Annotated in this window: 19 protein-coding genes; 14 read left to right on the plus strand and 5 right to left on the minus strand. The window is 64.1% G+C overall.

Translation table 11 applies throughout. From position 1 onward, the window contains the following. Positions 1-34 precede the first annotated feature (34 nt). The 12 genes from astC (at position 35) to ASE26_RS27225 (ending at position 18,451) form a co-directional block, all read left to right on the plus strand. A complete protein-coding gene (astC, locus tag ASE26_RS27170) occupies positions 35-1,276 on the plus strand; it encodes an acetylornithine/succinylornithine family transaminase (RefSeq protein WP_055934345.1) in 1,242 nt (413 codons plus the stop codon). A 128-nt stretch (positions 1,277-1,404) separates the two neighbouring features. Beyond that, a complete protein-coding gene (locus ASE26_RS27175) occupies positions 1,405-2,436 on the plus strand; it encodes an arginine N-succinyltransferase (protein WP_055934343.1) in 1,032 nt (343 codons plus the stop codon). Between the two features lie 14 nt (positions 2,437-2,450). Beyond that, positions 2,451-3,503, plus strand: a complete 1,053-nt coding sequence (gene astA / locus ASE26_RS27180) for an arginine N-succinyltransferase (protein WP_055934341.1) — start codon at positions 2,451-2,453, stop codon at positions 3,501-3,503. Then, on the plus strand, positions 3,496-4,965 hold the full coding sequence (gene astD / locus ASE26_RS27185) for a succinylglutamate-semialdehyde dehydrogenase (protein WP_057247299.1): 1,470 nt from the start codon (positions 3,496-3,498) through the stop codon (positions 4,963-4,965). The genes astA and astD overlap by 8 nt, the downstream gene beginning before the upstream one ends. 8 nt (positions 4,966-4,973) lie before the next feature. Next, positions 4,974-6,317: an N-succinylarginine dihydrolase gene (astB, locus tag ASE26_RS27190; RefSeq protein ID WP_057247344.1), complete on the plus strand. Its 1,344-nt coding sequence runs from the start codon at positions 4,974-4,976 to the stop codon at positions 6,315-6,317. Between the two features lie 54 nt (positions 6,318-6,371). Next, entirely contained in the window at positions 6,372-11,072 is a 4,701-nt protein-coding gene (locus tag ASE26_RS27195) for an NAD-glutamate dehydrogenase domain-containing protein (protein ID WP_057247300.1), read from the plus strand. A gap of 108 nt (positions 11,073-11,180) precedes the next feature. Next, entirely contained in the window at positions 11,181-12,170 is a 990-nt protein-coding gene (locus ASE26_RS27200) for a succinylglutamate desuccinylase (protein ID WP_057247301.1), read from the plus strand. Positions 12,171-12,216: 46 nt separating this feature from the next. After that, complete coding sequence (locus tag ASE26_RS27205; RefSeq protein WP_057247302.1) at positions 12,217-12,729, plus strand: DUF1993 family protein; 513 nt, start codon at positions 12,217-12,219, stop codon at positions 12,727-12,729. Between the two features lie 215 nt (positions 12,730-12,944). Then, positions 12,945-14,060 (plus strand): NADH:flavin oxidoreductase/NADH oxidase, encoded by a 1,116-nt coding sequence (locus ASE26_RS27210; protein ID WP_057247303.1) that lies wholly within the window; start codon positions 12,945-12,947, stop codon positions 14,058-14,060. A gap of 117 nt (positions 14,061-14,177) precedes the next feature. After that, positions 14,178-15,653: an APC family permease gene (locus ASE26_RS27215; protein ID WP_082507465.1), complete on the plus strand. Its 1,476-nt coding sequence runs from the start codon at positions 14,178-14,180 to the stop codon at positions 15,651-15,653. Positions 15,654-15,656: 3 nt separating this feature from the next. Then, positions 15,657-17,606 carry a S9 family peptidase gene (locus ASE26_RS27220; RefSeq protein ID WP_057247304.1) on the plus strand — a complete coding sequence of 650 codons (1,950 nt, stop codon included), beginning with the start codon at positions 15,657-15,659 and terminating at the stop codon, positions 17,604-17,606. A gap of 32 nt (positions 17,607-17,638) precedes the next feature. Continuing rightward, positions 17,639-18,451: a hypothetical protein gene (locus ASE26_RS27225; protein ID WP_156410021.1), complete on the plus strand. Its 813-nt coding sequence runs from the start codon at positions 17,639-17,641 to the stop codon at positions 18,449-18,451. Between the two features lie 94 nt (positions 18,452-18,545). On the opposite strand, the gene ASE26_RS27230 is transcribed toward ASE26_RS27225, so the two are convergent. The 5 genes from ASE26_RS27230 to ASE26_RS27250 are packed head-to-tail and all read right to left on the minus strand — an operon-like array spanning position 18,546 to position 24,235. After that, positions 18,546-18,830, minus strand: a complete 285-nt coding sequence (locus ASE26_RS27230; RefSeq protein WP_055934320.1) for a YkgJ family cysteine cluster protein — start codon at positions 18,828-18,830, stop codon at positions 18,546-18,548. 8 nt (positions 18,831-18,838) lie between these two features. Then, positions 18,839-20,995 carry an FUSC family membrane protein gene (locus ASE26_RS27235; RefSeq protein WP_055934317.1) on the minus strand — a complete coding sequence of 719 codons (2,157 nt, stop codon included), beginning with the start codon at positions 20,993-20,995 and terminating at the stop codon, positions 18,839-18,841. A 7-nt stretch (positions 20,996-21,002) separates the two neighbouring features. Further along, positions 21,003-22,688, minus strand: a complete 1,686-nt coding sequence (locus tag ASE26_RS27240) for a M14 family zinc carboxypeptidase (protein WP_055934314.1) — start codon at positions 22,686-22,688, stop codon at positions 21,003-21,005. Between the two features lie 50 nt (positions 22,689-22,738). Then, the gene (locus tag ASE26_RS27245) at positions 22,739-23,302 is read right to left on the minus strand and encodes an NADPH-dependent FMN reductase (protein WP_055934312.1); all 564 of its coding nucleotides are present in this window, start codon (positions 23,300-23,302) and stop codon (positions 22,739-22,741) included. Positions 23,303-23,335: 33 nt separating this feature from the next. Next, positions 23,336-24,235: a LysR family transcriptional regulator gene (locus ASE26_RS27250; protein ID WP_055934309.1), complete on the minus strand. Its 900-nt coding sequence runs from the start codon at positions 24,233-24,235 to the stop codon at positions 23,336-23,338. Between the two features lie 91 nt (positions 24,236-24,326). Between ASE26_RS27250 and ASE26_RS27255 the strand changes: the two genes are divergently transcribed. Then, positions 24,327-24,941 (plus strand): glutathione S-transferase family protein, encoded by a 615-nt coding sequence (locus ASE26_RS27255; protein ID WP_057247306.1) that lies wholly within the window; start codon positions 24,327-24,329, stop codon positions 24,939-24,941. After that, positions 24,938-25,261, plus strand: coding sequence for a multidrug efflux SMR transporter (locus ASE26_RS27260; RefSeq protein ID WP_055934305.1), 324 nt, complete (start codon positions 24,938-24,940; stop codon positions 25,259-25,261). The genes ASE26_RS27255 and ASE26_RS27260 overlap by 4 nt, the downstream gene beginning before the upstream one ends. Positions 25,262-25,329: the final 68 nt, after the last annotated feature.

The raw sequence follows: 25,329 nt of genomic DNA on the forward strand, positions 1-25,329 counted from the left end.
ATGCAGTACACCTTACCATTGATGGGGATTTGCTATGAACGCCAAGCTTGACTCGACTGTTACCACCCGCCCTGTAACCCGCGCCACCTTCGACGAGGTGCTGGTCCCGACCTACGCACCTGCCCAGATGGTGCCAGTGCGGGCAGCGGGGCTGGACTTGTGGGACCAGAACGGCAAGCATTACCTGGACTTCACCTCCGGCATTGCCGTGGCGTCCCTGGGCCATTGCAACCCGGTCCTGGTGGAAGCGCTGACCAGGCAAGCCAACACCCTGTGGCACCTGGGCAACGGCTACACCAACGAGCCAGTGCTGCGCCTGGCCCTGGCCCTGACCGAAGCGACCTTCGCCGACCGTGCCTTCTTCTGCAATTCCGGCGCCGAAGCCAATGAAGCGGCCCTGAAGCTGGCCCGTAAGGCTGCCCACGCCAAGTACGGCGACAAGAAGCCGCGCATCGTATCCTGCCTGAACTCCTTCCACGGCCGTACCCTGTTCACCGTGTCCGTCGGCGGCCAGGCCAAGTACACCGAAGGCTTCGAGCCGCTGCCGCCATCGATCGACCACATCCCTTACAACGATATCGAAGCGGCCAAGGCCGCCATCGGCGACGACGTCTGCGCCGTGATCGTGGAGCCGGTGCAGGGCGAGGGCGGCGTGATGCCGGGCAATCCTGAATACCTGAAGACCCTGCGCGAGCTGTGCGACAAGGTCGGCGCCGTGCTGATCTTCGACGAAGTGCAGTGCGGCATGGGCCGTACCGGTTCCCTGTTCGCTTACCAGGGCTATGGCGTGACCCCGGACATCCTGACCTCGGCCAAGGCGCTGGGCAACGGCTACCCGATCGGCGCCATGCTGACTACCGAAGAGCTGGCCAAGCACCTGGCCGTGGGCACCCACGGCACCACCTACGGCGGCAACCCGCTGGCTGCCACCGTGGCGCTGACCGTGCTGGAAACCATCAACCAGCCGGCGTTCCTGGCGCGCGTGAAAGAGGCGTCCGAGAAGCTGATCGGCAAGCTGGAAGGCCTGGTGCGCGACTTCCCGCAAGTGTTCTCCGCCGTGCGCGGCGCCGGCCTGCTGCTGGGCCTGGTTGTGGCCGAGCCGTTCAAGGGCCGTTCCAAGGATATCCAGCGCGCTGCCGAAGCACAGGGCCTGATGATCCTGATCGCCGGCATGGACGTGGTGCGCCTGGCGCCTGCGCTGATCGTGAGCGACGCGCAGATCGATGAGGCGGACCGCATCATCCGCGTGGCGATTGCTGAGCTGACCAAGGCCTAAAACCGGTAAACCAGGGTCTGACCCAAGGGTCAGACCCGACCTGCGACAGTTGCGGGTCGGGTCAGGCACTTGTGCCTGACCCAGATTTACCGGTTTTTTGTTTTAGAGAAGAATAAAGAGGAGCACCCATGTACGTAGTCCGTCCGGTAGAAACCGCCGACATCGCCGCCCTCGAGTCACTGGCCGCGGTCAGCATGCCGGGTGTCCATACCCTGCCGAAGACGCGCGAAAAGATCGAGCAGGCAGTCGAGCGTTCCATCGCTTCCTTCGCCGCCCACGTCGATATCCCGAGCGAAGAATCGTATATGTTCGTGATGGAGTCGCTGGCCGACAGGAAGATCGCCGGTACCGCCGCCATCCACGCCTCCGCAGGCTCGAACGGCACCTACTTCTCCTTCCGCAACGACGTTATCCAGCAGGTCTCGCGCGACCTGAACATCAGCCATAGCGTGCACGCGCTGACGTTGTGCTCCGAGCTGACCGCCTACTCGCAATTGTCCGGCTTCTACGTCGACGCCAGCGTGGCGCAGCGTCCGGAAGCGGCGTTGCTGTCGCGTTCCCGCCTGCTGTATGCAGTGCAGTCGCCGCACCGCTTCGGCGACCGCTTTTTCGTGCCGCTGGCCGGCCTGACCGATGAAAACGGCGGCTCGCCGTTCTGGGATGCGCTGGGCCGCAAATTCTTCAAGATGGATTTCCTCGATGCCGAGCGCGTGATCGGCGGCGCCCGTAACCGCACCCTGATCGTGGAACTGATGCCGCACTATCCGGTCTACGTGCCGCTGCTGCCGGGCGATGCGCAAGCCGTGATGGGCCAGATCCATCCGAGCGGCGAGCTGGCGTTCAACCTGCTGACTTCCGAAGGCTTCGAAGCCGACGAGTACATCGACATCTTCGACGGCGGCCCGATCCTGCAGGCGCACAAGCACACGCTGCGTACCTTCTCTTCGTCGCTGCCGCGCCGCGTGGCCAGCGCGAACGGCACGCAAGCGAGCGATGCGGTGGCGACGTATGCCGTGTCGACCGGCCCCGACCAGCGCTTCCGCGCGGTGACCATCAACTGCGCACCGCTGGAAAATACCGATACCGTCTGCCTGTCCAGGCACGCCCAGGAAATCCTGCGCGTGGAAGAAGGCGACACCGTGACCTGCGTCCGCATTTAAGAACGAGAATACCTATGCTAGTTGTACGCGCCATTAAAGCGAATGACCTGGACGGATTGTTCAACCTGGCCAGCCAGGTTGGCACCGGCATGACCACGCTCAAGCCGGACATGAAGATGATGGGCGACCGCGTCGCCGTGGCGGTGGCGTCCTTCGCCGAAACCATCCCGCCGGAAGAACGCGACTATATGTTCGTGATGGAAGACACCGAAACTGGCCGCCTGGCTGGCGTGTGCGCCATCAAGGGCGCGGTCGGCCTGACCGAGCCGTTCTACAACTACCGCATCGGCACCCTGGTGCACTCCAGCCGCGAGCTGAACGTGTTCACCCGCATGGATACGTTGTACCTGTCGAACGACCTGACCGGCTGCTCCGAGCTGTGCTCCCTGTTCCTGCACCCGGACTACCGCCAGGGCAATAACGGCAAGCTGCTGTCGAAATCGCGCTTCCTGTTCATCGCCCAGTTCCCGCACCTGTTCGAGCAGAAGATCATTGCCGAGATGCGCGGCTACCAGGCGGAAGACGGCACCTCGCCGTTCTACGAAGGCCTGGGCCGCTACTTCTTCAAGATGGACTTCCATCACGTGGACGACCTGACCGCGCTGGGCAAAAAGTCCTTCATCGCCGAACTGATGCCGCGCCAGCCCCTGTATGTTGACTACCTGCCCAAAGACGCGCAGGAAGCGATCGGCAAGGTGCACCAGGCCACGGCGCCGGCGCGCCGCCTGCTGGAGCAGGAAGGCCTGCACTACGAAGGCTATGTCGATATCTTCGACGCCGGCCCGGTGCTGCAAGCCCGCGTGACCGAGCTGCGCGCGATGCGCGACAGCGAGCTGGCCACCGTGGAGCGCGATACCGACACGGCGCATGCCTGCGCCCTGCACACCACCGAACCATACCTGGTGTCGAACACGGTCATGCAGGATTTCCGCATGATCCTGACCGACGCCAATCCGTCCGACGGCAGCATTGACCTGTCGAAGGAGGAACAAGCACTGCTGCACTGCCACTCGGGCGAAACCGTGCGCACCCTGTCTCTCAACGTGAGGAAGAACCAGAATGTCTGAACTGAGCAATTTCATCAACGGCCAATGGAAAGCGGGTCACGGCGAGACCATCAAGACCACCAACCCTGCCGACGGCAAGCAGACCTACGCGTCGCAGGAGTCGGCCGCTGACGATGTGGCCGAAGCCGCCCGCGCCGCGCGCGCCGCTTTTGAAGCCTGGGCCTACCGTCCGCTGGAAGAGCGCATCGCCATCGTCACCAAGTTCCGCGACCTGCTGAAGGAAAACGCGGAAGACCTGGCGCAGACCATCTCCGAAGAAGTCGGCAAGCCGCTGTGGGAAGCGCGCACCGAAGTCACCACCATGGCCAACAAGGTGGATATCTCGATTACCTCCTACGGCTCGCGTACCGGCGTGGTATCGTCCAAGGTCGCCGATGGCGAAGCCGTGCTGCGCCACCGTCCGCATGGCGTATTCGGCGTGTTCGGTCCCTACAACTTCCCTGGCCACCTGCCGAACGGCCATATCGTGCCGGCCCTGATCGCCGGCAACACCGTGGTGTTCAAGCCTAGCGAATACGCTCCGCGCACCGCCATCAAGACCGTGGCGCTGTGGGAAAAGGCGGGCGCGCCTGCCGGCGTGATCAACCTGGTCAACGGCGGCCGCGAAACCGGGATTGCTCTGGGCCGGAATGCTGAAATCGACGGCGTGCTGTTCACCGGCTCCAGCCAGACCGGCGCGGCGCTGCACAAGCAGTTCGCCGGCCAGCCGGGCAAGCTGCTGGCGCTGGAAATGGGCGGCAACAATCCGCTGATCGTGTGGAACCCGACCGATATCGATGCCGCCGTCTTCATGGCCGTGTCCTCGTCCTTCATCTCCGCCGGCCAGCGCTGCACCTGCGCGCGCCGGGTGATCGTGCCGAAGGGCGAACAGGGCGATGCCTTCGTCAAGCGCTTCGTCGAAGTGGCGTCGAAGCTGGGCGTAGGCGCTCCGGCCGCCGAACCGGCACCGTTCATGGGCCCTGTGGTTTCCGCTGCCGTGGCTGAAAAGCTGGTGCAGGCGCAAGCCGACATGGTGGCCAAGGGCGGCAGGCTGCTGCTGGAAATGCGCCAGCTGGAGCCGGGCACCGGCTTCGTCTCCGCCGGCATCGTCGACACCACCGAGGCCCAAGGTATTGCTGACGAAGAGTGGTTCGGTCCACTGGCCCAGGTCATCCGCGTCGACGATTTCGATGCCGCGATCCGCGTTGCCAACAACACCGGCTACGGCCTGGCGGCGGCCCTGCTGTCGACCGACGAAGCGCTGTGGCAGAAGTTCCAGCTGCGCGCCCGCGCTGGCATCGTGAACTGGAACCGTCCAACCACCGGCGCCGCCAGTTCGGCACCGTTCGGCGGCGTCGGCAAGTCCGGCAACCACCGTCCCAGCGCATACTATGCAGCGGACTACTGCGCCTACCCGGTCGCTTCGATCGAGAACAGCGCCCTTGAAATGCCGGCCAAGCTGTCGCCTGGCATGAACTTCTGAGGATGGCCATGCCTACTGCACGCGAATACAACCTCGACGGTTTGGTTGGGCCGTCGCACAACTACGCCGGCCTGTCGTTCGGCAACGTCGCCTCGTTCAGCAACGTCAAGAGCGCGTCCAATCCGAAACAGGCTGCCCTGCAGGGCCTGGCCAAGATGCGCGAACTGGCCAAGCGCGGTTTCGCGCAGGCGCTGCTGCCGCCGCAGGATCGCCCGAATTTCCGCCTGCTGCGCAGCCTGGGCTACGCCGGCACCGACGCCGAGGTGATCGCCCAGGCGTACAACGATTCGCCGGTGGTGCTGGCCTGCGCCTATTCGGCCTCGCCGATGTGGACCGCAAACGCCGCCACCGTCAGCCCGTCGGCCGACACCAGGGATGGCCGCGTGCACTTCACCGCGGCAAACCTGAACAACAAGCTGCACCGCGCCTTCGAGCACGTTCAATCGGCCCGCGCGCTGCGTGCCATTTTCAAGGATGAGCGTTTCTTCGCGGTGCACGACGCCCTCCCTGGCACACCGGCCTTTGGCGATGAAGGCGCGGCCAACCATACGCGCCTGTGCGACCAGCATGGCAATCCGGCCGTGGAGCTGTTCGTCTACGGCCGCGTGGAATTCGATCCGAGCGCTCCGGCGCCGAAGAAATTCCCGGCCCGCCATACGCTGGAAGCGTCGAAGGCTGTGGCGCGCCTGCATGGCCTTGATCCCGCGCGCTGCGTGTTCGTGCAGCAAAACCCGGACGTGATCGACCAGGGTGTGTTCCACAATGACGTGATCGCCGTGGGCAATGGCAATGTGCTGTTCTACCACGAGCAGGCGTTCGCCGATGAGCAGGCCGCGCTGGCTGCGATCCGCGCTGCGATGCAGGGCGTTGGCGCCGAGCTGGTTGCGATTCGCGTGCCAACCGCCGAAGTATCGGTGGCCGATGCGGTTTCCTCCTACCTGTTCAACACCCAGTTGCTGTCCAAGCCGGACGGCAAGATGGCCCTGGTCACGCCGCACGAATGCCAGGAGATCCCGGCCGTTGCGGCCTTCCTGGAAAAGCTGCTTGCCTCCGGCGGCCCGGTGAATGAACTGATCCACTTCGACCTGCGCCAGTCGATGCGCAACGGCGGCGGACCTGCCTGCCTGCGCCTGCGCGTGGCCCTGACCGAGGCGGAAGCGGGCGCCATGCACCAGGGTGTGGTGATGACCGAAACGCTGTACCATAGCCTGGTCGCATGGGTCGAGAAACACTACCGCGACCATTTGGAACCAAAAGATTTAGCAGATCCGCAATTGGCTGTCGAAGTGCATACCGCATTGAAAGAGCTGGAACAGATCCTCGGCCTACCAGGCCTCTACGATCTGGAATAAGAAACAAAAAATGGGGTACGTCCCCATTTTTTACAACTGTTATTGGAGAAGCAGATGAAACAAATGCCACAAGAGTTGCGCAAGCAAACGCTCGAACTGGTCAAAGCCAGCGGCCCGATCGCACAACTGATCGAAGCCTGGCTCGGCTCCCTCGACGATGAAGACCTGGCCGACCTGTCCCCCGGCAGCCTGGCCCCGGTCCTTGTGGAAGGTTTCACCCAGCTGGCCAAGCGCACCGGTACCGGCTGCCAGATCGCCAAGCTCCAATACCAGGAAGCACGCGGCGGCCACGCTACCGCGCTGCTGATCGTCAACGACGACATGCCTTACCTGGTCGACTCCATCGTGATCGCCCTGCGCAAACTGCGCGTCGGCTCCAACGGCGTGCTGAATGCCGTGCTGCCGGTGCGCCGCGCTGCCGACGGTTCGGTGAAAGCAGTCGGCCAGAAAGGCGACAAGCTCGAATCCATGGTCCTGTGCCTGCTGTCCGAAAAGCTGGAAGACGGCGCACTGAAAGAGCTGACCGAGCGCATCGAAATGGTGGCGCGCGATGCCGCCATTGTGAAGCGCGACCAGGCCGCAATGAAGGAGCGCTTTACTGCCGTCGCCACCGACTCCGCAGGCCATGGCGAAGAGGGCCAGGAAGTAGCAGCCTTCCTGCAGTGGGCCCGCGACGAAGGCTTCGAAGTGCACGGCTACGCCTACTACCAGGTGAAGCCGGGCGCGCGCGAACTGGAACGCGACATCGCTAGCCGCATCGGCGTGCTGCAGGACACCGCGCACCCGATCTATGGCACTTGCCTGGCCAATATTCCTGGCGACTTCGACACCCTGTCCAAGCGCGCCCACACCCTGTCGATCGTCAAGGCCGACGTGGGCGGCACCCTGCACCGCGACCAGTCGCTGGACTTCATCGGCGTGCGCCACACCGACGGCAAGGGCGCCATCCTGGGCGAGCACTGCTTCGTCGGCCTGTTCACCCGTGCCGCCAACCTGACGCCGCTGGCCCGCCTGCCGTTCGCGCGCGGCCGCATCGCTCAAGTGCTGAAAATCGCAGGGGTGCGCGAGACCGGTTTCCGCGCCGAGAAATTCATCGAGATCCTGGAATCGCTGCCGCGCACCGAAGCGCTGGAAGCGGAACCGGAATGGCTGGCTGAAGTCTGCGGCGCCGTGGTGTCGCTGTACAAGCAGCCGCGCGCCAAAGTCTTTGCCCGCCGCGACGTCTACGCCCGCCACCTGAACGTGCTGGTCTACCTGCCGCGCGAACGCTACTCCGCTTCCGTGGCGCACGCACTGGCGCGCGCCCTGCAGGAAAGCTCGGGCGCCACCCACGTCAGCTCGCAAACCCTGGTGTCGGACGGCCCGCTGGCGCGCCTGTACCTGATCGCCCACGCCGCGCGCTACCCGCTGGACCTGGAAAGCGATATCCAGCGTCCACTGCTGACGGTGCTGGACGGCTGGCATGACCAGTTCTCCGAACTGGCCGACAAGGTCGGCGAAGAGCCTCTGCGCAACAGCCTGCGCAAGCTGTGCTCCACCTTGCCGGTCGACTATGTGGCCGCAACGCCGCCAGCAGTGGCCTTCCACGACCTGGACAAGATCCTGCGCAACGGCGTGGACGAGCGCGTCGCAGTGCGCGTCGAACTGCCTTCGGACAGCAACGCTTCCACCACCATCCGCCTGTATTCGGTGGACCGCGTGCCTGCACTGTCGTCGATCCTGCCGGCGCTGCATAACGCCGGCGTCGCCATCGAGCGCGAATCCGCCCACACCATCCGCACTGCGGACGGCAAGAAGCACTACGTGACCAGCCTGGCAGTTGATGCCCAAAGCGCGCTTGAGCTGTCGCGCCCTGGCGTGGTGCAAGTGGCGGAAGACCTGTTCAACGCCCTGTTCAACAACGAAGCCGAAGACGGCCGCCTGAATGGCCTGGTCGTTGAGGGCGGCCTGCGCCTGCGCGAAGTGCAGCTGGTGCGTGCCTACATGAGCTACTGGCGCCAGGCCGGCACCCAGTTCACCGTGCGCTACATGGCGGAAATCCTGCGCCGCCACCCGGCGCTGGTGAAGGAGCTGGTCGACGCGTGGAAAGAGCGCTTCGACCCGGCGCTGCCGGAAGCAACCCGCACCGCCGCCAGGGACAAGCTGCTGGCCATCAAGGGCCGCCTGTCTTCGATCAACCACGCCGACTCCGAAGTGATCTTCGCGGCCATGATCGACCTGATGCTGGCGACCCTGCGCACCAACTACTTCCAGAACGCAGGCCAGGGCGACAAGATCATCTTCAAGTTCGACACCAGCAACCTGCACCTGGTACCGGAACCGCGTCCGTTCCGCGAGATCTATGTGTTCTCGCGCCGCTTCGAAGGCGTGCACCTGCGCGGCGGCCCGGTCGCCCGCGGCGGCCTGCGCTGGTCGGACCGCATGGAGGACTACCGCACCGAAGTCCTGGGCCTGGTGAAGGCGCAGATGGTGAAGAACGCCGTGATCGTGCCTGCCGGCGCGAAGGGCGGCTTCGTCTGCAAGCAGATGCCGAAAGACGCGCCGCGCGACGTGATTGCTGCGGAAGGCGAAGCAGTCTACCGTTTGTTCATCGCCAGCCTGCTGGAAATGACCGACAACCGCGTGCTGGGCAGGATTGTTGCGCCTGAAGACACCGTCCGCTACGATAACGACGACCCGTACCTGGTGGTGGCTGCCGACAAGGGCACCGCAACTTTCTCCGACATCGCCAACAGTATTGCGGTCAAGCGCGGCTTCTGGCTGGGCGACGCGTTTGCGTCCGGCGGCTCCAACGGCTATGACCACAAGAAAATGGGCATCACCGCCAAGGGCGCGTTCGAAGCGGTCAAGCGCCACTTCTACGAGATGGGCCACGACATGAACACCACCCCGTTCACCGTGGTGGGCGTGGGCGATATGTCGGGCGACGTGTTCGGCAACGGCGTGCTGCTGTCGAACCAGATCAAGCTGCTGGCGGCCTTCGACCACCGCCACATCTTCCTCGACCCGAATCCGGATACCGCGAAATCGTTCGCCGAACGCCAGCGCATGTTCGCGCTGCCGCGCTCCTCGTGGGAGGACTACAGCAAGGACCTGATCTCGAAGGGCGGCGGTGTGTTCCCGCGTACCGCCCGTACCATCGAGCTGTCGCCTGAAATCCGCGCCGCGCTGGACATCGCGGAAACCTCGCTGACGCCGGAAGAGCTGATGCATCGCATCCTGCTGGCGCCTGTGGACCTGTTCTACAACGGCGGCATCGGTACCTACATCAAGTCTTCGACCGAAACCCATGCGCAGGTGAAAGACCGCGCCAACGACAATATCCGGGTCAGCGGCAATGAGCTGCGCTGCAAGGTCGTATCGGAAGGCGGCAACCTGGGCGCGACCCAGGCCGGCCGGATCGAATTCGCGCTGGCCGGCGGCCGCATCTTCACCGACGCGATCGACAACTCGGCCGGCGTGGATTGCTCCGACCACGAAGTGAACTGCAAGATGTGGCTGGACGTGGAAGTGAACGCGGGCCAGACCACGGAGGCGGCGCGTAACCAGCTGCTGAACGACATGACCATGGAAGTCGAGCGCCTGGTCCTGCGCGACAACACGCAGCAAACCCGTTTGCTGGTACGCGAATTCCAGGCCCAGTCGGAAGCGCATGTGCAGGACGGCTACGCCGACCTGATCGCCGACCTGGAAGAGGAAGGCGCACTGTCGCGGGAGCTGGAGCACCTGCCAAGCGTGGCCGAACTGGCGCGCCGCAAGGCCGATGGCCGCGGCCTGACGACGCCGGAGCTGGCGGTTGTCATCGCCAACGTGAAGAACCGCTACAAGCGCCTGCTGTCGGCGCTGCCGCTGACGGATGAAAGCTGGGCGGAAAAGGTGCTGCGGCCTTACTTCCCTGAGCAACTGGTGGCAACCCGTCCGCCGCTGAACCATCCGTTGTCGAACGCCATCCTGGCGACCGTACTGGCGAACGAAGTGGTGAACCGCTGCGGCCCATTGATGATCCGCGACCTGGCGGCTGCCAGCAACGGCTCCGAACAGGATGTGATCCTGGCCTGGGGCCAGGCATGGTCGGCGCTGGACCTGGCGCCGATCTTCGACACCCTGGATGCCGACGCACTGAATGTGCCGCGCAATGTAGCGATGCGCGTCGATGCCCGCACCCGCGCCATGCTGAAGGCGGTGATGGAAGGCGCGCTGGGCGTGTCGAAAGACCAGCTGCGCGGCGCCGGCATTGCCGAGCTGACCAGGCTGTTCGCCGATCCTGCCACCGTGCGCAAGATGGCTGCCGACGTACAGTCGGAAGCTGCCACCCACAGCGGCCTGCGCGCCGAGTTCGTGCAGGCATGGAATGCGGTCGATGCGCTGGAAGGCGTGGCGGCATTCGTATTCGCGGCGCTGTCGGTCAAGCGTCCTGCGGGCATGGACCTGCCGGGCTTCCTGGCGGTTGGCATGGCCCTGCGTTCGCAGGCGGGTATCGATACGCTGGAACGCGGCCTCAAGCTGCCGGCCACGTCGAAGTCGCAGGAACATTTGCGCAGCTACGCGCAGCAAGCCTTGCGCCGCACGCAGCAGAAGTTGCTGTCGCAGGTGCTGGCACGCGCCACCAACGGCCATGACGCGGCCGAGGCGGTCGAGCTGGTGACCTGCACCCTGGGCCTGTCCGGCTATGCTGCGTCGGCGGACCTGGAGCAGGCGATGCTGGATGTGTGGGCGTTGTCGGAGGCGGTCAACGCGGTTGGCATGGCGGCCTGAAACCCGTCCCTCAATCAAGTATGCGGCCGCCGCGTATAAGTGTCAGACCCTGCGGGTCTGACACTGGTTTCCCGGTTTTAGCGGAGCAGAAAGTAACAGCAACAAAGAATGGCAGATAATCAAACGATCCCCCCCGCAGTGCGCGCCCTCGCTGAAGCCGACTTCAGCGCGGTAGCAACCCGCTTCACCTCCGCCGGCTTCAAGGTGGCCCAACCCGCCGACGGTATCCTCACGATCCGCAGCCAGCAGCCCGGCCGCCCAGCAGTGCTGGTCTCGGTCGGCGTGCACGGCGACGAAACCGGACCAATCGAGCTGGTAGCCTACCTGCTCGACGCCCTGGCGCAAGACCCGCAGGCGCTGCAGGTCGACCTGATGCTCTGCGTCGGCAACATCGGCGCCATCCGCCAGGCCAGGCGCTTCATCGATGCAGACCTGAACCGCATGTTCCGCGCTGAACGCGGCGCCCTGGCCGGCACCGCCGAAGCCGCCCGCGCCGACGTGATGATTGCAGCGACCAGCGAATTCTTCGCCGGCGCCGGCAAAGAACGCTGGCACCTCGACCTGCACACCGCAATCCGCCCCAGCCTGTACCCGACCTTCGCCATCGTTCCCGACCTGGTCGCAGACGACGCGAAACGGCAACTGGTCGGCTGGCTGGGCGAGGCCGCCATCGGCGCCATCATCATGAACCCATCGTCGGCCGGCACTTACAGCTATTACAGCGCCGAGCACCACGCCGCCGCCGGCACCACGATTGAGCTGGGCCGAATCGGCACCCTGGGCCAGAACGACCTCACCCAGTTCGAGGACGCCAGGCTGGCGCTGGAGCGCCTGCTGCGCGGCAAAGCCCCGGCGCAGGGCGCCAGCGAACCGCACGTCTTCAAGGTTGCCCGGAACATCATCAAACTGAGCGACAACTTCAAGATGGCCTTCGGCAAAGAAACGCAGAACTTCACCGCGCTGAAGAAGGGCGACGAGATCGCCCGCGACGGCGACACCGTCTACACCGTGCAGCACGATGAAGAACTGGTGGTCTTCCCCAACCCCGACGTTCGCATCGGCCTGCGGGCCGGATTGATGGTCACACGCGTCAATTGAAGGATTGCGCTACACTTCCCGGACACCCACCGGAAAGGAGTAGCGCATGTCCCTGTCCATGTATAAAGTTTCCGCGCCCGTTTTCGTGCGCGGCCTGAACGTGATGGTGGGCCTGCTGCGCAAGGCGCAGGCCCACGCCGAGGAAACCGGCAAAGTCCCGGAAACGCTGCTGTCGGCCCGCCTGGCCGACGACATGCTGCCGCTGGCCGCACAGGTACAGCGCGCCAGCGATACCAGCAAACTATCCATTGAACGCCTGAGCGGTATCGCCGCGCCGAAATTCCCCGACAACGAAGCCAGTTTCGAGCAGCTGCAGGAGCGCATTGCGAATACGATCGCCTACATTGAAAGCGTGGGGGAAGAGCATTTCGCGAACAGCGAAACGAAAGAGGTGGCACTGAGTTTCGGCAGCTTCAAGCCAACCTTCACTGGCGAGAGCTATATGCTGACTTTCGCGCTGCCGAACTTCTACTTCCATGTCGTGACGCTGCACGACATCCTTCGCAACCAGGGCGTCAAGATCGGCAAGATCGACTACCTGGGTCCTTACCAGGGTTAAATGCTGACCTGCAGGGCGTAGGTCGCTGCCATGGTCAACAGGAGCACGCTCACTGAGATCGCTTTCATTGGATTGAAGCGGGACGACACGGTCGGGATTTTACGGTACATGGCTGGCTCCTTCTCAGTAGCGGTTTTGCATGCTTCGCAGGTTACCAATGCATGCCGCGCCAAGCTAGGCGTAAGCCTGTATCAATAGTAAGTACTTGTAACTTTATGAGCCACCTGTTCTCCCCTTATGCACTGGGCCGGCTGGAGCTGGCGAACCGCATCGCCATCGCGCCCATGTGCCAATACTGCGCCAGTGAAGGCCTTGCGGCCGACTGGCACATGATCCACTACGGCCACCTGGCGCTATCGGGCGCCGGCCTGCTGATCCTGGAAGCGACCGCGATTTCTCCCGAAGGCCGCATTTCGCCGGCCGACCTCGGGCTGTGGTCCGACGCACACCGGCAGGCGCTTGCACCCGTCGTGCAGGCGATCCGCCGCCACTCGCCAATCAGGCTCGCAGTGCAGCTGGCCCACGCGGGGCGCAAGGCTTCCAGCGCACCGCCATTCGAAGGCGGGCAGGCATTGCCGCCGGGGCAGGGCGGCGGCTGGCAGACGGTCGCCCCTTCGGCGCTGCCGCATGCGGCCTCCGATCCCGCGCCGCTGGCGCTCGACGATGCCGGGCTGGCCAAGGTCAAAGCCGATTTCGTGAACGCCGCTTTGCGCGTGCATGCCCTCGGCATCGAAGCCATCGAACTGCACGGCGCCCACGGCTACCTGCTGCACCAGTTCCTGTCGCCGCTGGCCAACCAGCGCAGCGACCAGTACGGCGGCGCGCTGGAAAACCGCATGCGCTTCCCGCTCGAGGTGTTCGATGCCGTGCGCGCAGCGCTGCCGCGCGAAGTGGCGATCGGCATGCGCCTGTCGGCCTCGGATTGGGTCGAGGACGGCTGGGACATCGAGCAAAGCGTGGCGCTGGCGCAGCAGTTGAAACAGCGCGGCGCCGACTTTATCCACGTCTCCAGCGGCGGCGTCTCGCCGCTGCAGCAAATCCCGCTCGGCCCGGGCTACCAGGTCCATTTTGCGCAGCGCATCAAGGCCGAAACAGGCTTGCCGACCATCGGCGTGGGACTGATCACCGAGCCGCTGCACGCCGAAGCGATCATTGCCAACAGCCAGGCCGACATGGTGGGCCTGGCGCGCGCCATGCTGTACAACCCGCGCTGGCCATGGCATGCGGCCGCCGCGCTGGGCACCCAGGTTGCTGCACCGCCGCAGTACTGGCGCTCCCAGCCCCGGGAAATGAAAAACCTGTTCGGCGAAACCCGCCTCGGCCAGCGTTAAAAAACGCGACTCCGTGGGGCGCCCGCCACGGTTGCAATTCCGGCATCAAAATCCTTTAGGAACAGCAACTGCGAGGTCTTATAATCGTGGGGTTTTTTTGTCCTGAAGGATATGCCTGTGAATCAATCGCTGGTCCAGAAGCTGACCCGTACCAAGCCGGCCCAGGTGGAGTCGGATGCCGGCACGAGCCTGCACGGGGAGGGCCTTAGCCGCTCCATCGGGCTGTTTTCGCTGACGATGATCGGCGTTGGCGCCACGATCGGCACCGGTATCTTCTTCACCATGGTCGAAGCGGTGCCGAAAGCCGGCCCCTCGGTGGTGCTGTCCTTCCTGCTGGCGGCGCTGACCGCCGGCCTCACCGCGCTGTGCTACGCCGAGCTGTCCTTCCGCGTGCCGGCAGCCGGTTCCGCCTATTCCTTCGCCTACCGCACGCTGGGCGAGTTCATGGCGTTCATTGTTGCCTTCTGCCTGCTGCTCGAATACGGGCTGGCGGCCAGTGCGACAGCGATCGGCTGGTCGGACTACCTGAACAACTTCCTGGTCAACGCTTTCCACTGGCAGATCCCGGAAAGCCTGCGCTCGCCGATGATCGTATCGACGCCGAACGGCACGGTGTGGCATATGGATCACTTCAACCTGCCGCCGATGATCCTGGTGGCGCTGTGCTGCTTCCTGCTGGTGCGCGGCGCCAAGGAGTCGGCTACCGCCAATGCGGTGATGGTGATGATCAAGCTGGCGATCCTGATCTTCTTCTGCGCCGTCGCCTTCACCGGTTTCGACACCGCCAACTTCACGCCGTTCATCAAGCAGACGCCGGGCGAATGGCTGCCGGGTGCGAGCGGCATTGCCGCCGCTGCGGGGACGGTGTTTTTCTCCTTTATCGGCCTGGACACCATTGCCACCGCCGGTGAGGAAGTGCGCAACCCCAAGCGCAATGTCCCGATCGGCATCATCGCCGCCTTGCTGCTGGTGACCGTGTTCTACATGCTGGTTGCGATGGCGGCGATGGGCGCCCAGCCTGCGCATCTGTTCGAGGGCCAGGCAGCCGGCCTGTCCGTGATCCTGCAAAACGTGACCGGCAAGGCATGGCCTGCACTGGTGCTGTCGGCTGGTGCGGTGATCTCGGTGTTCTCCGTGACCTTGGTGACGATCTACGGCCAGACCCGCATCCTGTATGCAATCGCCAAGGACGGCCTGGTGCCGAAGACCTTCCAGAGCGTGAACCCGAAATCCCATTCGCCAGTTGCCAACACCCTGATCGTCAGCGTGGTGGTCGGCATTGTCGCTGGCCTGGTCGATTCCACCTTCCTGTGGGACATGGTATCGATGGGGACCCTGACTGCGTTCATCGTGGTATCGATTGCGGTGCCGGTACTGCGCTCGCAGGAACGCGCTGCGGGCACTTACACCAAGGGCGGCTTCCGCGTGCCTTTCGGTCCGTACTTCGTGCCTGGCCTGAGCATCATTGCCTGCGGCTACCTGATGATCAACCTGTCGCACGCCACCAAGATGATTTTCACTATCTGGATGGTGGTAGCGGTGCTGACCTACTTCATCTACGGGATCCGCAACTCCAGGCTTAACAAGGTATAAACAATGCAGGTCAAAGCAATCGCCCACACAGCATTCCTGGCTACGGCCATAATCTCTGGGGCGGTTGCCCAGGCGCGGTCTCCCGGCTCCGCCATCCGCGACTACCGTTCGGTCGCCATCTCCCCAGCCGGCGAGCGTGTGGTGTCGCTGGAATCCATCGACACCGGCAACGGCAAGCGCCCGCACCCCACCGTGGTAGTGCGCGATGCCTCGACTGGCGCCGTTGCCGCCGAATTCGATCCCTGTTCCTCCTGCAGCTATGACAAGCCGTCCTGGTCGCCGGACGGCAAGGCGCTGGCCTTTGTCGCCAGCGACAAGCGTGCCGCTTCGGCGTGGTTGTACATTGCCAGCAGCGGCAAGGCGCGCGCCATGGCCACCGTGCAGGGCGTCGCCAGCACCGCGCGCTGGTCGCCGGATGGCCGCACGCTGGCGCTGCTGGCCACTGTCGGCGCGAAGAAGGAGACCGGCGCCACCGCGGCCGGCGCGCGCCTGGTGGGGGAGATCGGCGCAGAGGAAGATGCGCAGCGCATCGCAACAATTCCGGCCGCTGGCGGCACGCTCAAGCTGCTGTCGCCTGCCGACACCTTCATCTACGAATACGACTGGACGCCGGATGGCAAAGGCTTCATCGCTACCAGCGCCAAAGGCAATGGCGACAATAACTGGTGGGTGGCCAAGCTGTCCCACATCGATGCCGCCAGCGGCGCGCTGCGCATCGTGGCCAGTCCTGCCACGCAACTGAATATGCCGCGCGTCTCGCCCGATGGCCGCACCGTAGCTTTCATCGGCGGCTTGATGAGCGACTTCGGTTCGGTCGGCGGCGACGTCTATACCGTGCCGCTGGCGGGCGGTGAACCGGTCAACCTGACGCCGGGCTTCAAAGGCACTTTCAACACGCTGGCCTGGCGCGGCGAAGGCTTGCTGGGCAATGCCCTGATGGGCGACAAGTCGACCGTGCTCTCGCTCGACCTGCAGGGTCATAGCACCTTGCTGCGTTCCGCCGCCGTGTCGACCGGCGCCGGCGATGGGCGCATATCGTTCAGCGCAGACGGCAGCAAGGCCGCGGCGTTGCAGGAAGACTTCGAGCACGCTCCCGCCATCGTGGCCGGCCCGGTTGGCGCCATGCGTGCCATCACCGACGACAACGCCCACCTGGCGCAGCAAGTCGCGGTGCAGAACATCAGCTGGAAGAGCGACGGCTTCAGTGTGCAGGGCTGGCTGATCGGCCCGCGCAGCACTGTGCCGGGCAAGAAATACCCGATGATCGTGCAGGTGCATGGCGGTCCCGCTGCCGCCGCAGCGCCGCGCTATATTTCGCCGGGTGAGCAGGGCAATCCGCTGGTGCGCGAACTGGTGGAGAAGGGCTATTTCGTATTCCTGCCTAATCCGCGCGGCAGCTTCGGCCAAGGCCAGGATTTCGCCATGGCCAACCGCCGCGATTTCGGCGGCGGCGACCTGCGTGACATCCTGGCCGGTGTCGACGCGGCGGCTGCTGCGTCGCCGGTCGACACCAGTCGCCTGGGGCTCATGGGCCACTCCTACGGCGGCTTCATGACCATGTGGGGCGTGACGCACTCGCAGCGCTTCAAGGCTGCCGTTGCCGGCGCCGGCATCGCCAACTGGATTTCGTACTACGGCCAGAACGGCATCGACCAATGGATGATTCCATTCTTCGGCGCCTCCGCCTACGACGATCCCGCGATCTACCGCCAGCTGTCGCCGATCGAATCGATCAAGGCGGCGCGCACGCCGACGCTGGTGTATGTCGGCGAGCGCGACGTCGAATGTCCGCCGGCGCAGTCGATGGAATTCTGGCACGGCCTGAAGGCCATGGGCGTGCCCACCTCGCTGGTGATTTACGAAGGCGAAGGTCACGGCATCGGCGAACCGGAGCACCAGCAGGACCTGCGCAAGCGTACCATCGAATGGTTCGGGCGCTACCTCGCTGATTGATTATCCTTGCAGTACAAACCGAATAAAAACCAATGCGTATTCTCTCAAGCATCCTCCTCGCAGCCGTGATCAGCCAGCATGCCGCTTCGGCAGCGGACGCCGTGCCGCTCGAATTCATTAACGGGATCCCGTTCCTCAACGTTTCGGTCGGCGCAACGTCGTCGCGCATGATGTTTGACTCCGGCGGCCGCCTGGGCATTTCCGTTCCTGCGGAGACCATCACGAAGTCCGGGTCGGTCCAGGTGCTCGAGGAGAAAAAGAAGTTCAAGGACTTGCAAGGCAACGCCTACGAAACACCGCGCGTTATCGCGGGGAAGGTCGTCATCGGTTCCACCATGCTCGCGCCGGTGCAAGGCCAGGTCCACATGCAGTGGGGCGGCGCCCCCGAAGGCCCCGAAGCCGAATTGACCAAGGCGCGCGCAGGCGGCGCCATCGGTCTGGAAGCCTTTGCGAATTTTCCGCTGATGTTCGACTACAAGCAGCGCACCCTGTCGATCCTTGATGCGAGCGGGGTTATCGAACTGCGGCAGCCGAAGTGGCGTGCCCTGGATCTCAAGTACGGCAACGAGGGGCCAGTGGTAACACTGCAGGTGGAAGGGAAGCAGCTCAAATTCGTGCTGGACACTGGCGCCCAGGTAAACGTCATCCGCTTTGGTGCGGCGTGCGACACCAACCAGGCATGCGAGCTGCGCGACATGAGCGGGGCGCTGAATCTGAGTATGAGGATCCACCGCATCAAGCTTGATGGCGCCCCGTTTGACGGCGTCCTTGGCGCGCCATTCTTCCGCAGCCATCGGGTTGTGTTCGACGTAAAAGGCGGCAAGCTGTACGTCTCGCCAGTGTGACAGCTGGAGGGGTTGCAGCGATGCCCGGCGCCAGCTGCAAGTTGTACGTTAATGGCAAAGCGCGCCGACCCTTGGCGAAGCAATACGCTAGCGCTCAGATGGGCGGAAGCCCGTGCATGGCGCGGGCTTGGTTGCATTCAGGGGTGTATTCGATGAATTCGCGGCAGGTGGAGGAGCGCTCGGCGTAGATGCTGCAGCCGACCTCATCGCCCACCTCGCCGGAAAGCGCGATGCAGCGCACGGGTTTCGCTTCCGTGCCGCGCATGGCGGCGCGGTGGGGCGTGATGGGGACTGTCAGATGTGCGGGGACGGCTTCACCCCAGTAGAAGGACACCCTGAAACTGGCGCAGCATGCGCCGCATCTTTGGCAGTGCGACATCCCTCTCCTCAATCACCGTTTGTAACGTTGCGAACAATCGCCTCACTATGAACGATGATTTTATCCGCATCTGCCTGAAGCAGGCGGATGCGACGCTGCACCAGCGGCCAGCCGGACCAGGCGACTTCCGGTTCAGCCTCGGGCTCGCGGCGCAGCGGCGCAGCTGGCGGGCTTGCGCCGGTATGGCGCGACAGGGCCACCGTCAGCGTACGGCAGACGGTGGCGTGGCTGGTGTCAAGCATCGCGTTCACCGCATCGCTCGGGATATCGCGTACGTGGCGGCGCAGGATCGCGCGCAGGGCTGCCACGTGCGCCACCAGCAAATAGTTCTGCACGATGAACAGGTTGATGTCCTCGGCCGCGCGCTGCTTGCTTTCCGGTTCGTCCAGCATGCGCACCAGCGCGGCGCTGAGCGCAGCCAGGGTTTCCATCAGCCGCTTGCGCTGGATGCGGTAGATGAAGTCATTGCGATACTTCCCTTGCAGCAGGTCGAAGCTGGCTTCCATATAGCTCAGGTTCACCGACAGCACCAGCTTGACCAGGTGCGGCAGCGATTGATACTCCCAGTTCGCCAGCACGAAGCTGAAGGCGGTCGCAATCGCGGCGCCGACGAAGGTATCCACCAGGCGTTCGGAAATCAGGTTGCTGCTCGGCGCCACCAGGTACATCCACAGCAGGATCATCACCGACACTGCGATCGCGGCGTAGCGATAGCGCAGGTAGATGAAGGTCGGCGTGGCGATGGAGGACAGTACCAGCACCGCCAGGATAGCCGCCGGATGGTCCATGAACTTCAGCACGACAGCCGTGATGATGCAGCCGATGATGGTGCCGACAATGCGGTCGGAACGGCGCTGCTTGGTCATGCTGAAGCTGGGCTTCAGGATGATCACGATAGTGAGCACGATCCAGTAGCTGTGCGCCTTGTAGGGCAGCATGGCGCCGATCGCCAGTCCTGCGGCAATCGCCATCGACACGCGCAAGGCGAAGCGGAACACCGGCGAATCCATGCGGAAGTGCGACACCATCAGCTGCAGCTCGTACTTCTGCTGCGACAGGAAAGGCTGCATGTCCATATCGCGCCAGAACGGCGTGTCTTCATACACCTTCTGGCTCGACACGTGCAGTTCGCCGATCATGCGGATGATGGCGGTGATCTTGTTGCGCTGGGCGCGCAGCACGGTGACGGCTTCGCGGCGCGGCTTGCCGGCGTCGAGGTCGTCCTGCAGGCCGGCGATCTGCTGTTCAAGGGCCATCAGTTCCGGCGTGTAGTCGACTTCCGGATAGGAGGCGCGCTTGCGGGTCACGGCGTAAGCCACCGATTCGATATCGCGCGCAGCCTTGTACGCCAGGTCGTGCAGCGTGCGCAGTGCGGGCGAGTCGAGCAAATGGGTGCGCAGCGCCGCATAGTCGGTGTGGGTAGCGAGCACCTGCTCGTACAGGTCCAGCATGCAAACGTGGATCTGCACCACCACCGCGTCCTTGCGGTTGTTGTGCGCGCGCAGGATCAGGTCGCGCGAAGCCTGCTGGCGGTCGGCCAGCAAGGCCTGGTGTCGTACCAGCTTGTTGAATTGCTCGGTGAGGTTGTAGCGCGTGTCGTAGAAGTCGGCTTTTATGTCGATATAGGCCGCCAGCTCGAACAGCGCTTCCGCCAGTACCTGCTGCTTGATCCGGTGGCGCAGCACGTAGGCGACGCCCATCGCATATGCCAGGTAGGCCAAGGCGCCGAACATGAACAGGCCGGCATGCGCGAACGACTGCGCTGGCGTCAGTACATGCTCGGTCGACATGGTCATGATGAACAGCGTCGCCAATTGCAGCGGCATCGACTTCTTGCCATACACGACCATCATGCTGGCAAAGAAGCTCACTGCCACCAGCATCGGCATCAGCAGCCAGTAATACGGCCCGCAAAGGCTGATCAGCAGCGTAACGGCGGTGCATAGCAGCACCGATGCCATCATCTCATTGAACTTGTGGCGCAGTGGGCTCGGCATGTCCATCAGCGCGGTGCACAGCGCGCCGATGCCGATCGACATCGCGATATGGATGTCGGTCAGCCACATGGCCAGCGCAATAACGCCCACCAGGCCGGCGCCGAAGCGCAGGCCCAGGTGGAAGTAATGGCTGTAGAAGAATGTGCGGGGGTCTAGTGCGTAGTGCATGGCCCTCTTACACAATCGACAGGACAGGGTAGCGGCGCCATTCCGGCTCGCGCTGTCGCTGGCAGTTGTGGAAGATGAAGTGCAGCACTGCGTCCTTGTCCTTCACCAGCGCCGGGTTGGCGGCTTTCCAGCTCTCGAACCTGGCCTTGGTTTCCGGTTCGGCGGCCAGGATGTCGGCAGCCAGGTCTTCGAACACGTAGTCGGAGATGTTCTCCTTGCGCTCCAATACGGAGTTGAAGAAGCCCCAGCGGAAGAAGGAATCGTGGCCTTGCGGTTCCAGCGTTTCGACGGCGTAGCGCGCGTTGTCCTGGTCCAGCGAAATGTACCAGTCGCCGGCGCTCAGCTCGAACGCGGCTTCGCGTTTCTCGACTTCCACTTCGTCGTGGAACATATGGCCTTCGTAGGCGTTCGGGCGCGAGGTCACGCTGTTGATGTGGTAGTACTGGGCTTGCACGGTGGTTGGCGCTTCGATGCGGGTCATCTGCACGCCGTTCCATTGCAGGCGCTCGATTGCCTCGCGCCATTGCTGCGGGACGACATAGGCTTTCGGCGCCTTGACCACGGCGTCGGCAGGGAAACGGTTGAACCACTTGATGTCGCGCGCCCATGGCTTGCTGCGGTCGTAGGACAGGCGGATGTAGTCGCCCAGCCGCGACGGGCTGCGCTGCGCCTCATAGCCTTTGAAATGGAAGGTGCCTGGATTCTCTTCATCCATGCGCCAGGTGACGGCCCATTCCTTCTGCTTGCGCTGCGCAGCCTTGGTGGCGGCGCGCATGGCTTTGATCTGCTCGCCATGCTTGACGGTGAAGTTGCGCACGGTGTCGACCAGGGCGCGCATCGACTCGTAGCGGTCGGCGTAAGGCTTCAGCATATGCGTCTCCGGCATGAAGCCGATGATGTTATGCAGTGCGGTGAAGCCGGTCGAGAAGCGTGCGGTCTCCAGGAAGTCGGCGATGCCGTCGTCCGGCGTTTCCACCACAGGATTCACGTACGGGCAGGTCGGCCAGCCGGCGGCGGCCATGTCTGCGTAAATCTGCGGCAGCATGGTGTCGCGCAGGAATTCGCCCAGTTCGCCTCCCAGCTTGTCGCACTGGGTATGGATCAGGGTCATGGTGTAGCTGTAGTCGGCGCCGTTGGAGGTGTGGGTGTCGACCATCACGTCCGGATCCCAGGCGGTAATCAGCTGGTTGAAGAACTTCGCGTTCAGCGTGTCGCATTTGACGAAGTCGCGGTTCAGGTCCAGGTGGCGGCTGTTGCCGCGGAAGCCGAACAGCTCCGGCCCGTCCTGGTTGGCGCGCGAGGTATTTTGCCGGTTCAGGCAGCCGTCCACGTTGTAGACCGGGACGAACAGCAGCACGGTCTTGCCCAGGCTGGCCAGCAGCTCCGGCTTGAAGCACAGGTCGCGCACCGTCGCCATGCAGGAGTCGATGCCTTCCGGCTCGCCAGGGTGGATGCCGTTATTGTTGAAGAAGACCGTACGGCCTTCGCGTTTGATCGTTTCGCGGTCGAAAACGCCGTCGGCGCTGACCACGCCCACATGCAGGGGGATGCCGCCGTCCGATACGGCTGCCTGTTCAAATTTCAGGATATTCGGGAAGCGGCGTGCCAGTTCTTCGTAGAAGGCGATGCACTCGGTCCAGAGGGTAGTCTGGTTCTTGTTGCCTTTTTCGTAAGGCGTGAGCAATTCTTGCATGGTCTGGATCTCAGGTTTCTGCAGTGGGGGAGGTCAGCGATTTTACCAAATTACGCCTTGCGGCCGTTCGCCTCGACCCATTTCGCGTAGGCGGCAGCCCAGCCGGCCAGCACTTCCCTGGTCTTGTCGTTATTGACCTTGCCGTCTTCGCCGACCAGCGCGCTGCCGTTGCCGATGTAGACCTCGGGGCCTGGCATGACCGGCGCGTTCAGGGTCACCATGGTCTGGCGCACGTTATGGTTGCCGGCGAAGCCGCCCACCGCGCCGATGGAAGCGGAGATCACGCCCACCGGTTTGGCGTTCCAGATGCTGTGTCCCCATGGGCGCGAGCCGACGTCGATCGCGTTCTTCAGCGCGCCCGGCATGGCGCGGTTGTATTCCGGCGTGGCGAACACGATGCCGTCCACGTTGCGCAGCTTGTCGCGGAAGGCGGTCCATGCCGCAGGCGGGGTATGCGCGTCGTCCAGGTCCTGGTTGTACAGCGGCAGGTCGCCGATGTCGACGAATTCGAATTGCAGTTCGGCTGGCGCCACTTCCACCAGCGCGTTGGCGAATTTGCGGTTCAGCGAATCCTTGCGCAGGCTGCCGACGATGAGGGCGATTTTCTTGGTCATGGGTGTGACTCCTTGTAAAACTGACAATGTACATCAAGCGGGGAAAACATGTGCGTCCTGTCGCAGCTCGTCGTACAGGAACTGGCTCAGGGCCTTGATGCGCGCCACGTTGCGCAGGTCGCGGTGGCTCAGCACCCAGAGTTGGGTATGGAAGCGCGGATCGGGCGGCGCCAGCTGTTCCAGTGTGCGCTCGCGGTCGGCCAGCATGCAAAGCAGGGGCGCCACGCCCATGCCGTTGCGCGCGGCGTCGACCATGGTCACCAGGCTGTCGGTGCGCACGGCAACTTGCGAGGGCGGCACATGTGCGGCCAGCCATTGCGCGGCGGCCAGGTGGGACAGGCTATCGTCCGGCACCACCCAGCGGTGCGCCGCCCAGTCGTCGCGCGCGATGCCTTCACGGTCGGCCCGGCGCAGGTAGGCGTGGGAGGCGTACAGCGCCGTCGCCAGCGCCCCCACCTTGCGCCCGACCAGGTTGGCCGGCGGCGTGTTCGACGGGCGCAGCGCCATGTCGGCTTCGCGCTGGGTGAGGTTGAGGAAGCTGTTGTTGACGACCAGCTGCAGCTGCACCGCAGGATGGGCTTCCTGGAAGCGGTGCAGGTAAGGCATCAGCAGGCCATGCGCCAGCGTGTCGGTCGTAGTCAGGCGGATGCTGCCGCGCAGTTCTTCATCCAGGCCGCCCACTTCGCGCTGGGCGCTGCCGATTTCCTCCTCGATGCAGCCGAGGCGGCCGCGCAGCGTTTCGCCGGCGCCGGTCATCACGTAGCCGGACTGCAGCCGCTCGAACAGGCGCACGCCGAGCGACTGCTCCAGGCTGTCGAGCCGGCGCAGCACGGTGGAGTGGTTGACGCCCAGCTCGCGCGCCGCCGCCGAGATCGAGCCGCCGCGCGCCACGGCGGCAAAGTAGCGCAAGTCTTCCCAGTCGAGTTTCTGCATATTTGCTTAACCGTTCTGCTGTTTTAGGGAATTCTAATGCGTTTTTGCGGGGCATACACTGGACTCCATCAACTATCGAAAGGAGCCGACCATGCTTATCCTGTACACCGCAGATACCCCCAACGGGCAGAAGATCACCATCGCGCTGGAAGAACTCGGCCTGCCGCACCAGGTGCACCACCTGAACCTGTCGGCCGGCGAACAGCACCAGGCGCCGTTCAGCGTCATGAGCCCGAACCACAAGATTCCCCTTCTGGTCGATGACACCACGCCGATCTTCGAATCCGGCGCGATCCTGATCCACCTGGCCGACAGGGCAGGCAAGCTGCTGCCGGCTTCCGGCGTGGAGCGCAGCGTGGCGCTGCAATGGCTGTTCCTGCAGGCAGCCCATATCGGACCGATGCTGGGGCAGTTGTGGTTCTTCCGCCATGGCGTGGCCAAGGGCAGCCCGCGCAACGAGCAGGCGCTGGAGCGCTACGGCCGCGAAACCCTGCGCCTGCTGGGCGTGTTGGAAGAGCGCCTGCGCGACAAGGCCTACCTGGCCGGCGACGAATACACGATTGCGGATATTGCCAGCTTCCCGTGGATACGCTCGCACCATGAGCTGGGTGTCACGCCGGCCGATTTTCCGGCGGTGGCGGATTGGGTGGAACGCATCGCGGCGCGTCCGGCCGTGCAGCGCGGCCTGGCGGCGGCAAAGCCATGATCGCCGCCTGGGGCCTGTTGCTGGCCGCGGCACTGGTGGACATCGCCATGGCCGTCGCGCTCAAGCACGCCGAAGGCTGGACGCGGCTCTGGCCCAGCCTGGCAGGTTTGGCCTGCGCCAATGGCGCGATCGTGCTGCTGACAATGGCCTTGCGCCAGCTGCCAGTGGGCACGGCATTTGCAGTCTTTACGGGAATCGGAGCGGCGGGCGCCGCCCTGGTAGGCATCGTGGCATACGGCGAAAGCGCCACGCCGCTGCGGCTGCTGCTGATCGCCGCCATCATCGCCAGCATCGCCGGCCTCAAGCTCACAAACGGCTGAGCCCGTGTCACACCTTGGGGTCACACCCCAATGGTGACACGGGCTCAGCCGCGGAATGCTTGTGCTCG

Source organism: Duganella sp. Root198D2, assembly GCF_001428585.1.
Classification (GTDB): domain Bacteria; phylum Pseudomonadota; class Gammaproteobacteria; order Burkholderiales; family Burkholderiaceae_D; genus Rugamonas.

Coding starts and splice junctions, on each gene's coding strand:
- ASE26_RS27205 (WP_057247302.1), top strand. CDS start 12,217: ATGTCCCTGTCCATGTATAAAGTTTCCGCGCCCGTTTTCGTGCGCGGC.
- ASE26_RS27255 (WP_057247306.1), top strand. CDS start 24,327: ATGCTTATCCTGTACACCGCAGATACCCCCAACGGGCAGAAGATCACC.
- ASE26_RS27195 (WP_057247300.1), top strand. CDS start 6,372: ATGAAACAAATGCCACAAGAGTTGCGCAAGCAAACGCTCGAACTGGTC.
- ASE26_RS27210 (WP_057247303.1), top strand. CDS start 12,945: ATGAGCCACCTGTTCTCCCCTTATGCACTGGGCCGGCTGGAGCTGGCG.
- ASE26_RS27175 (WP_055934343.1), top strand. CDS start 1,405: ATGTACGTAGTCCGTCCGGTAGAAACCGCCGACATCGCCGCCCTCGAG.
- ASE26_RS27235 (WP_055934317.1), bottom strand. CDS start 20,995: ATGCACTACGCACTAGACCCCCGCACATTCTTCTACAGCCATTACTTC.
- ASE26_RS27230 (WP_055934320.1), bottom strand. CDS start 18,830: ATGTCGCACTGCCAAAGATGCGGCGCATGCTGCGCCAGTTTCAGGGTG.
- astC (WP_055934345.1), top strand. CDS start 35: ATGAACGCCAAGCTTGACTCGACTGTTACCACCCGCCCTGTAACCCGC.
- ASE26_RS27260 (WP_055934305.1), top strand. CDS start 24,938: ATGATCGCCGCCTGGGGCCTGTTGCTGGCCGCGGCACTGGTGGACATC.
- astD (WP_057247299.1), top strand. CDS start 3,496: ATGTCTGAACTGAGCAATTTCATCAACGGCCAATGGAAAGCGGGTCAC.
- astB (WP_057247344.1), top strand. CDS start 4,974: ATGCCTACTGCACGCGAATACAACCTCGACGGTTTGGTTGGGCCGTCG.
- ASE26_RS27200 (WP_057247301.1), top strand. CDS start 11,181: ATGGCAGATAATCAAACGATCCCCCCCGCAGTGCGCGCCCTCGCTGAA.
- ASE26_RS27240 (WP_055934314.1), bottom strand. CDS start 22,688: ATGCAAGAATTGCTCACGCCTTACGAAAAAGGCAACAAGAACCAGACT.
- ASE26_RS27220 (WP_057247304.1), top strand. CDS start 15,657: ATGCAGGTCAAAGCAATCGCCCACACAGCATTCCTGGCTACGGCCATA.
- astA (WP_055934341.1), top strand. CDS start 2,451: ATGCTAGTTGTACGCGCCATTAAAGCGAATGACCTGGACGGATTGTTC.
- ASE26_RS27225 (WP_156410021.1), top strand. CDS start 17,639: ATGCGTATTCTCTCAAGCATCCTCCTCGCAGCCGTGATCAGCCAGCAT.
- ASE26_RS27250 (WP_055934309.1), bottom strand. CDS start 24,235: ATGCAGAAACTCGACTGGGAAGACTTGCGCTACTTTGCCGCCGTGGCG.
- ASE26_RS27245 (WP_055934312.1), bottom strand. CDS start 23,302: ATGACCAAGAAAATCGCCCTCATCGTCGGCAGCCTGCGCAAGGATTCG.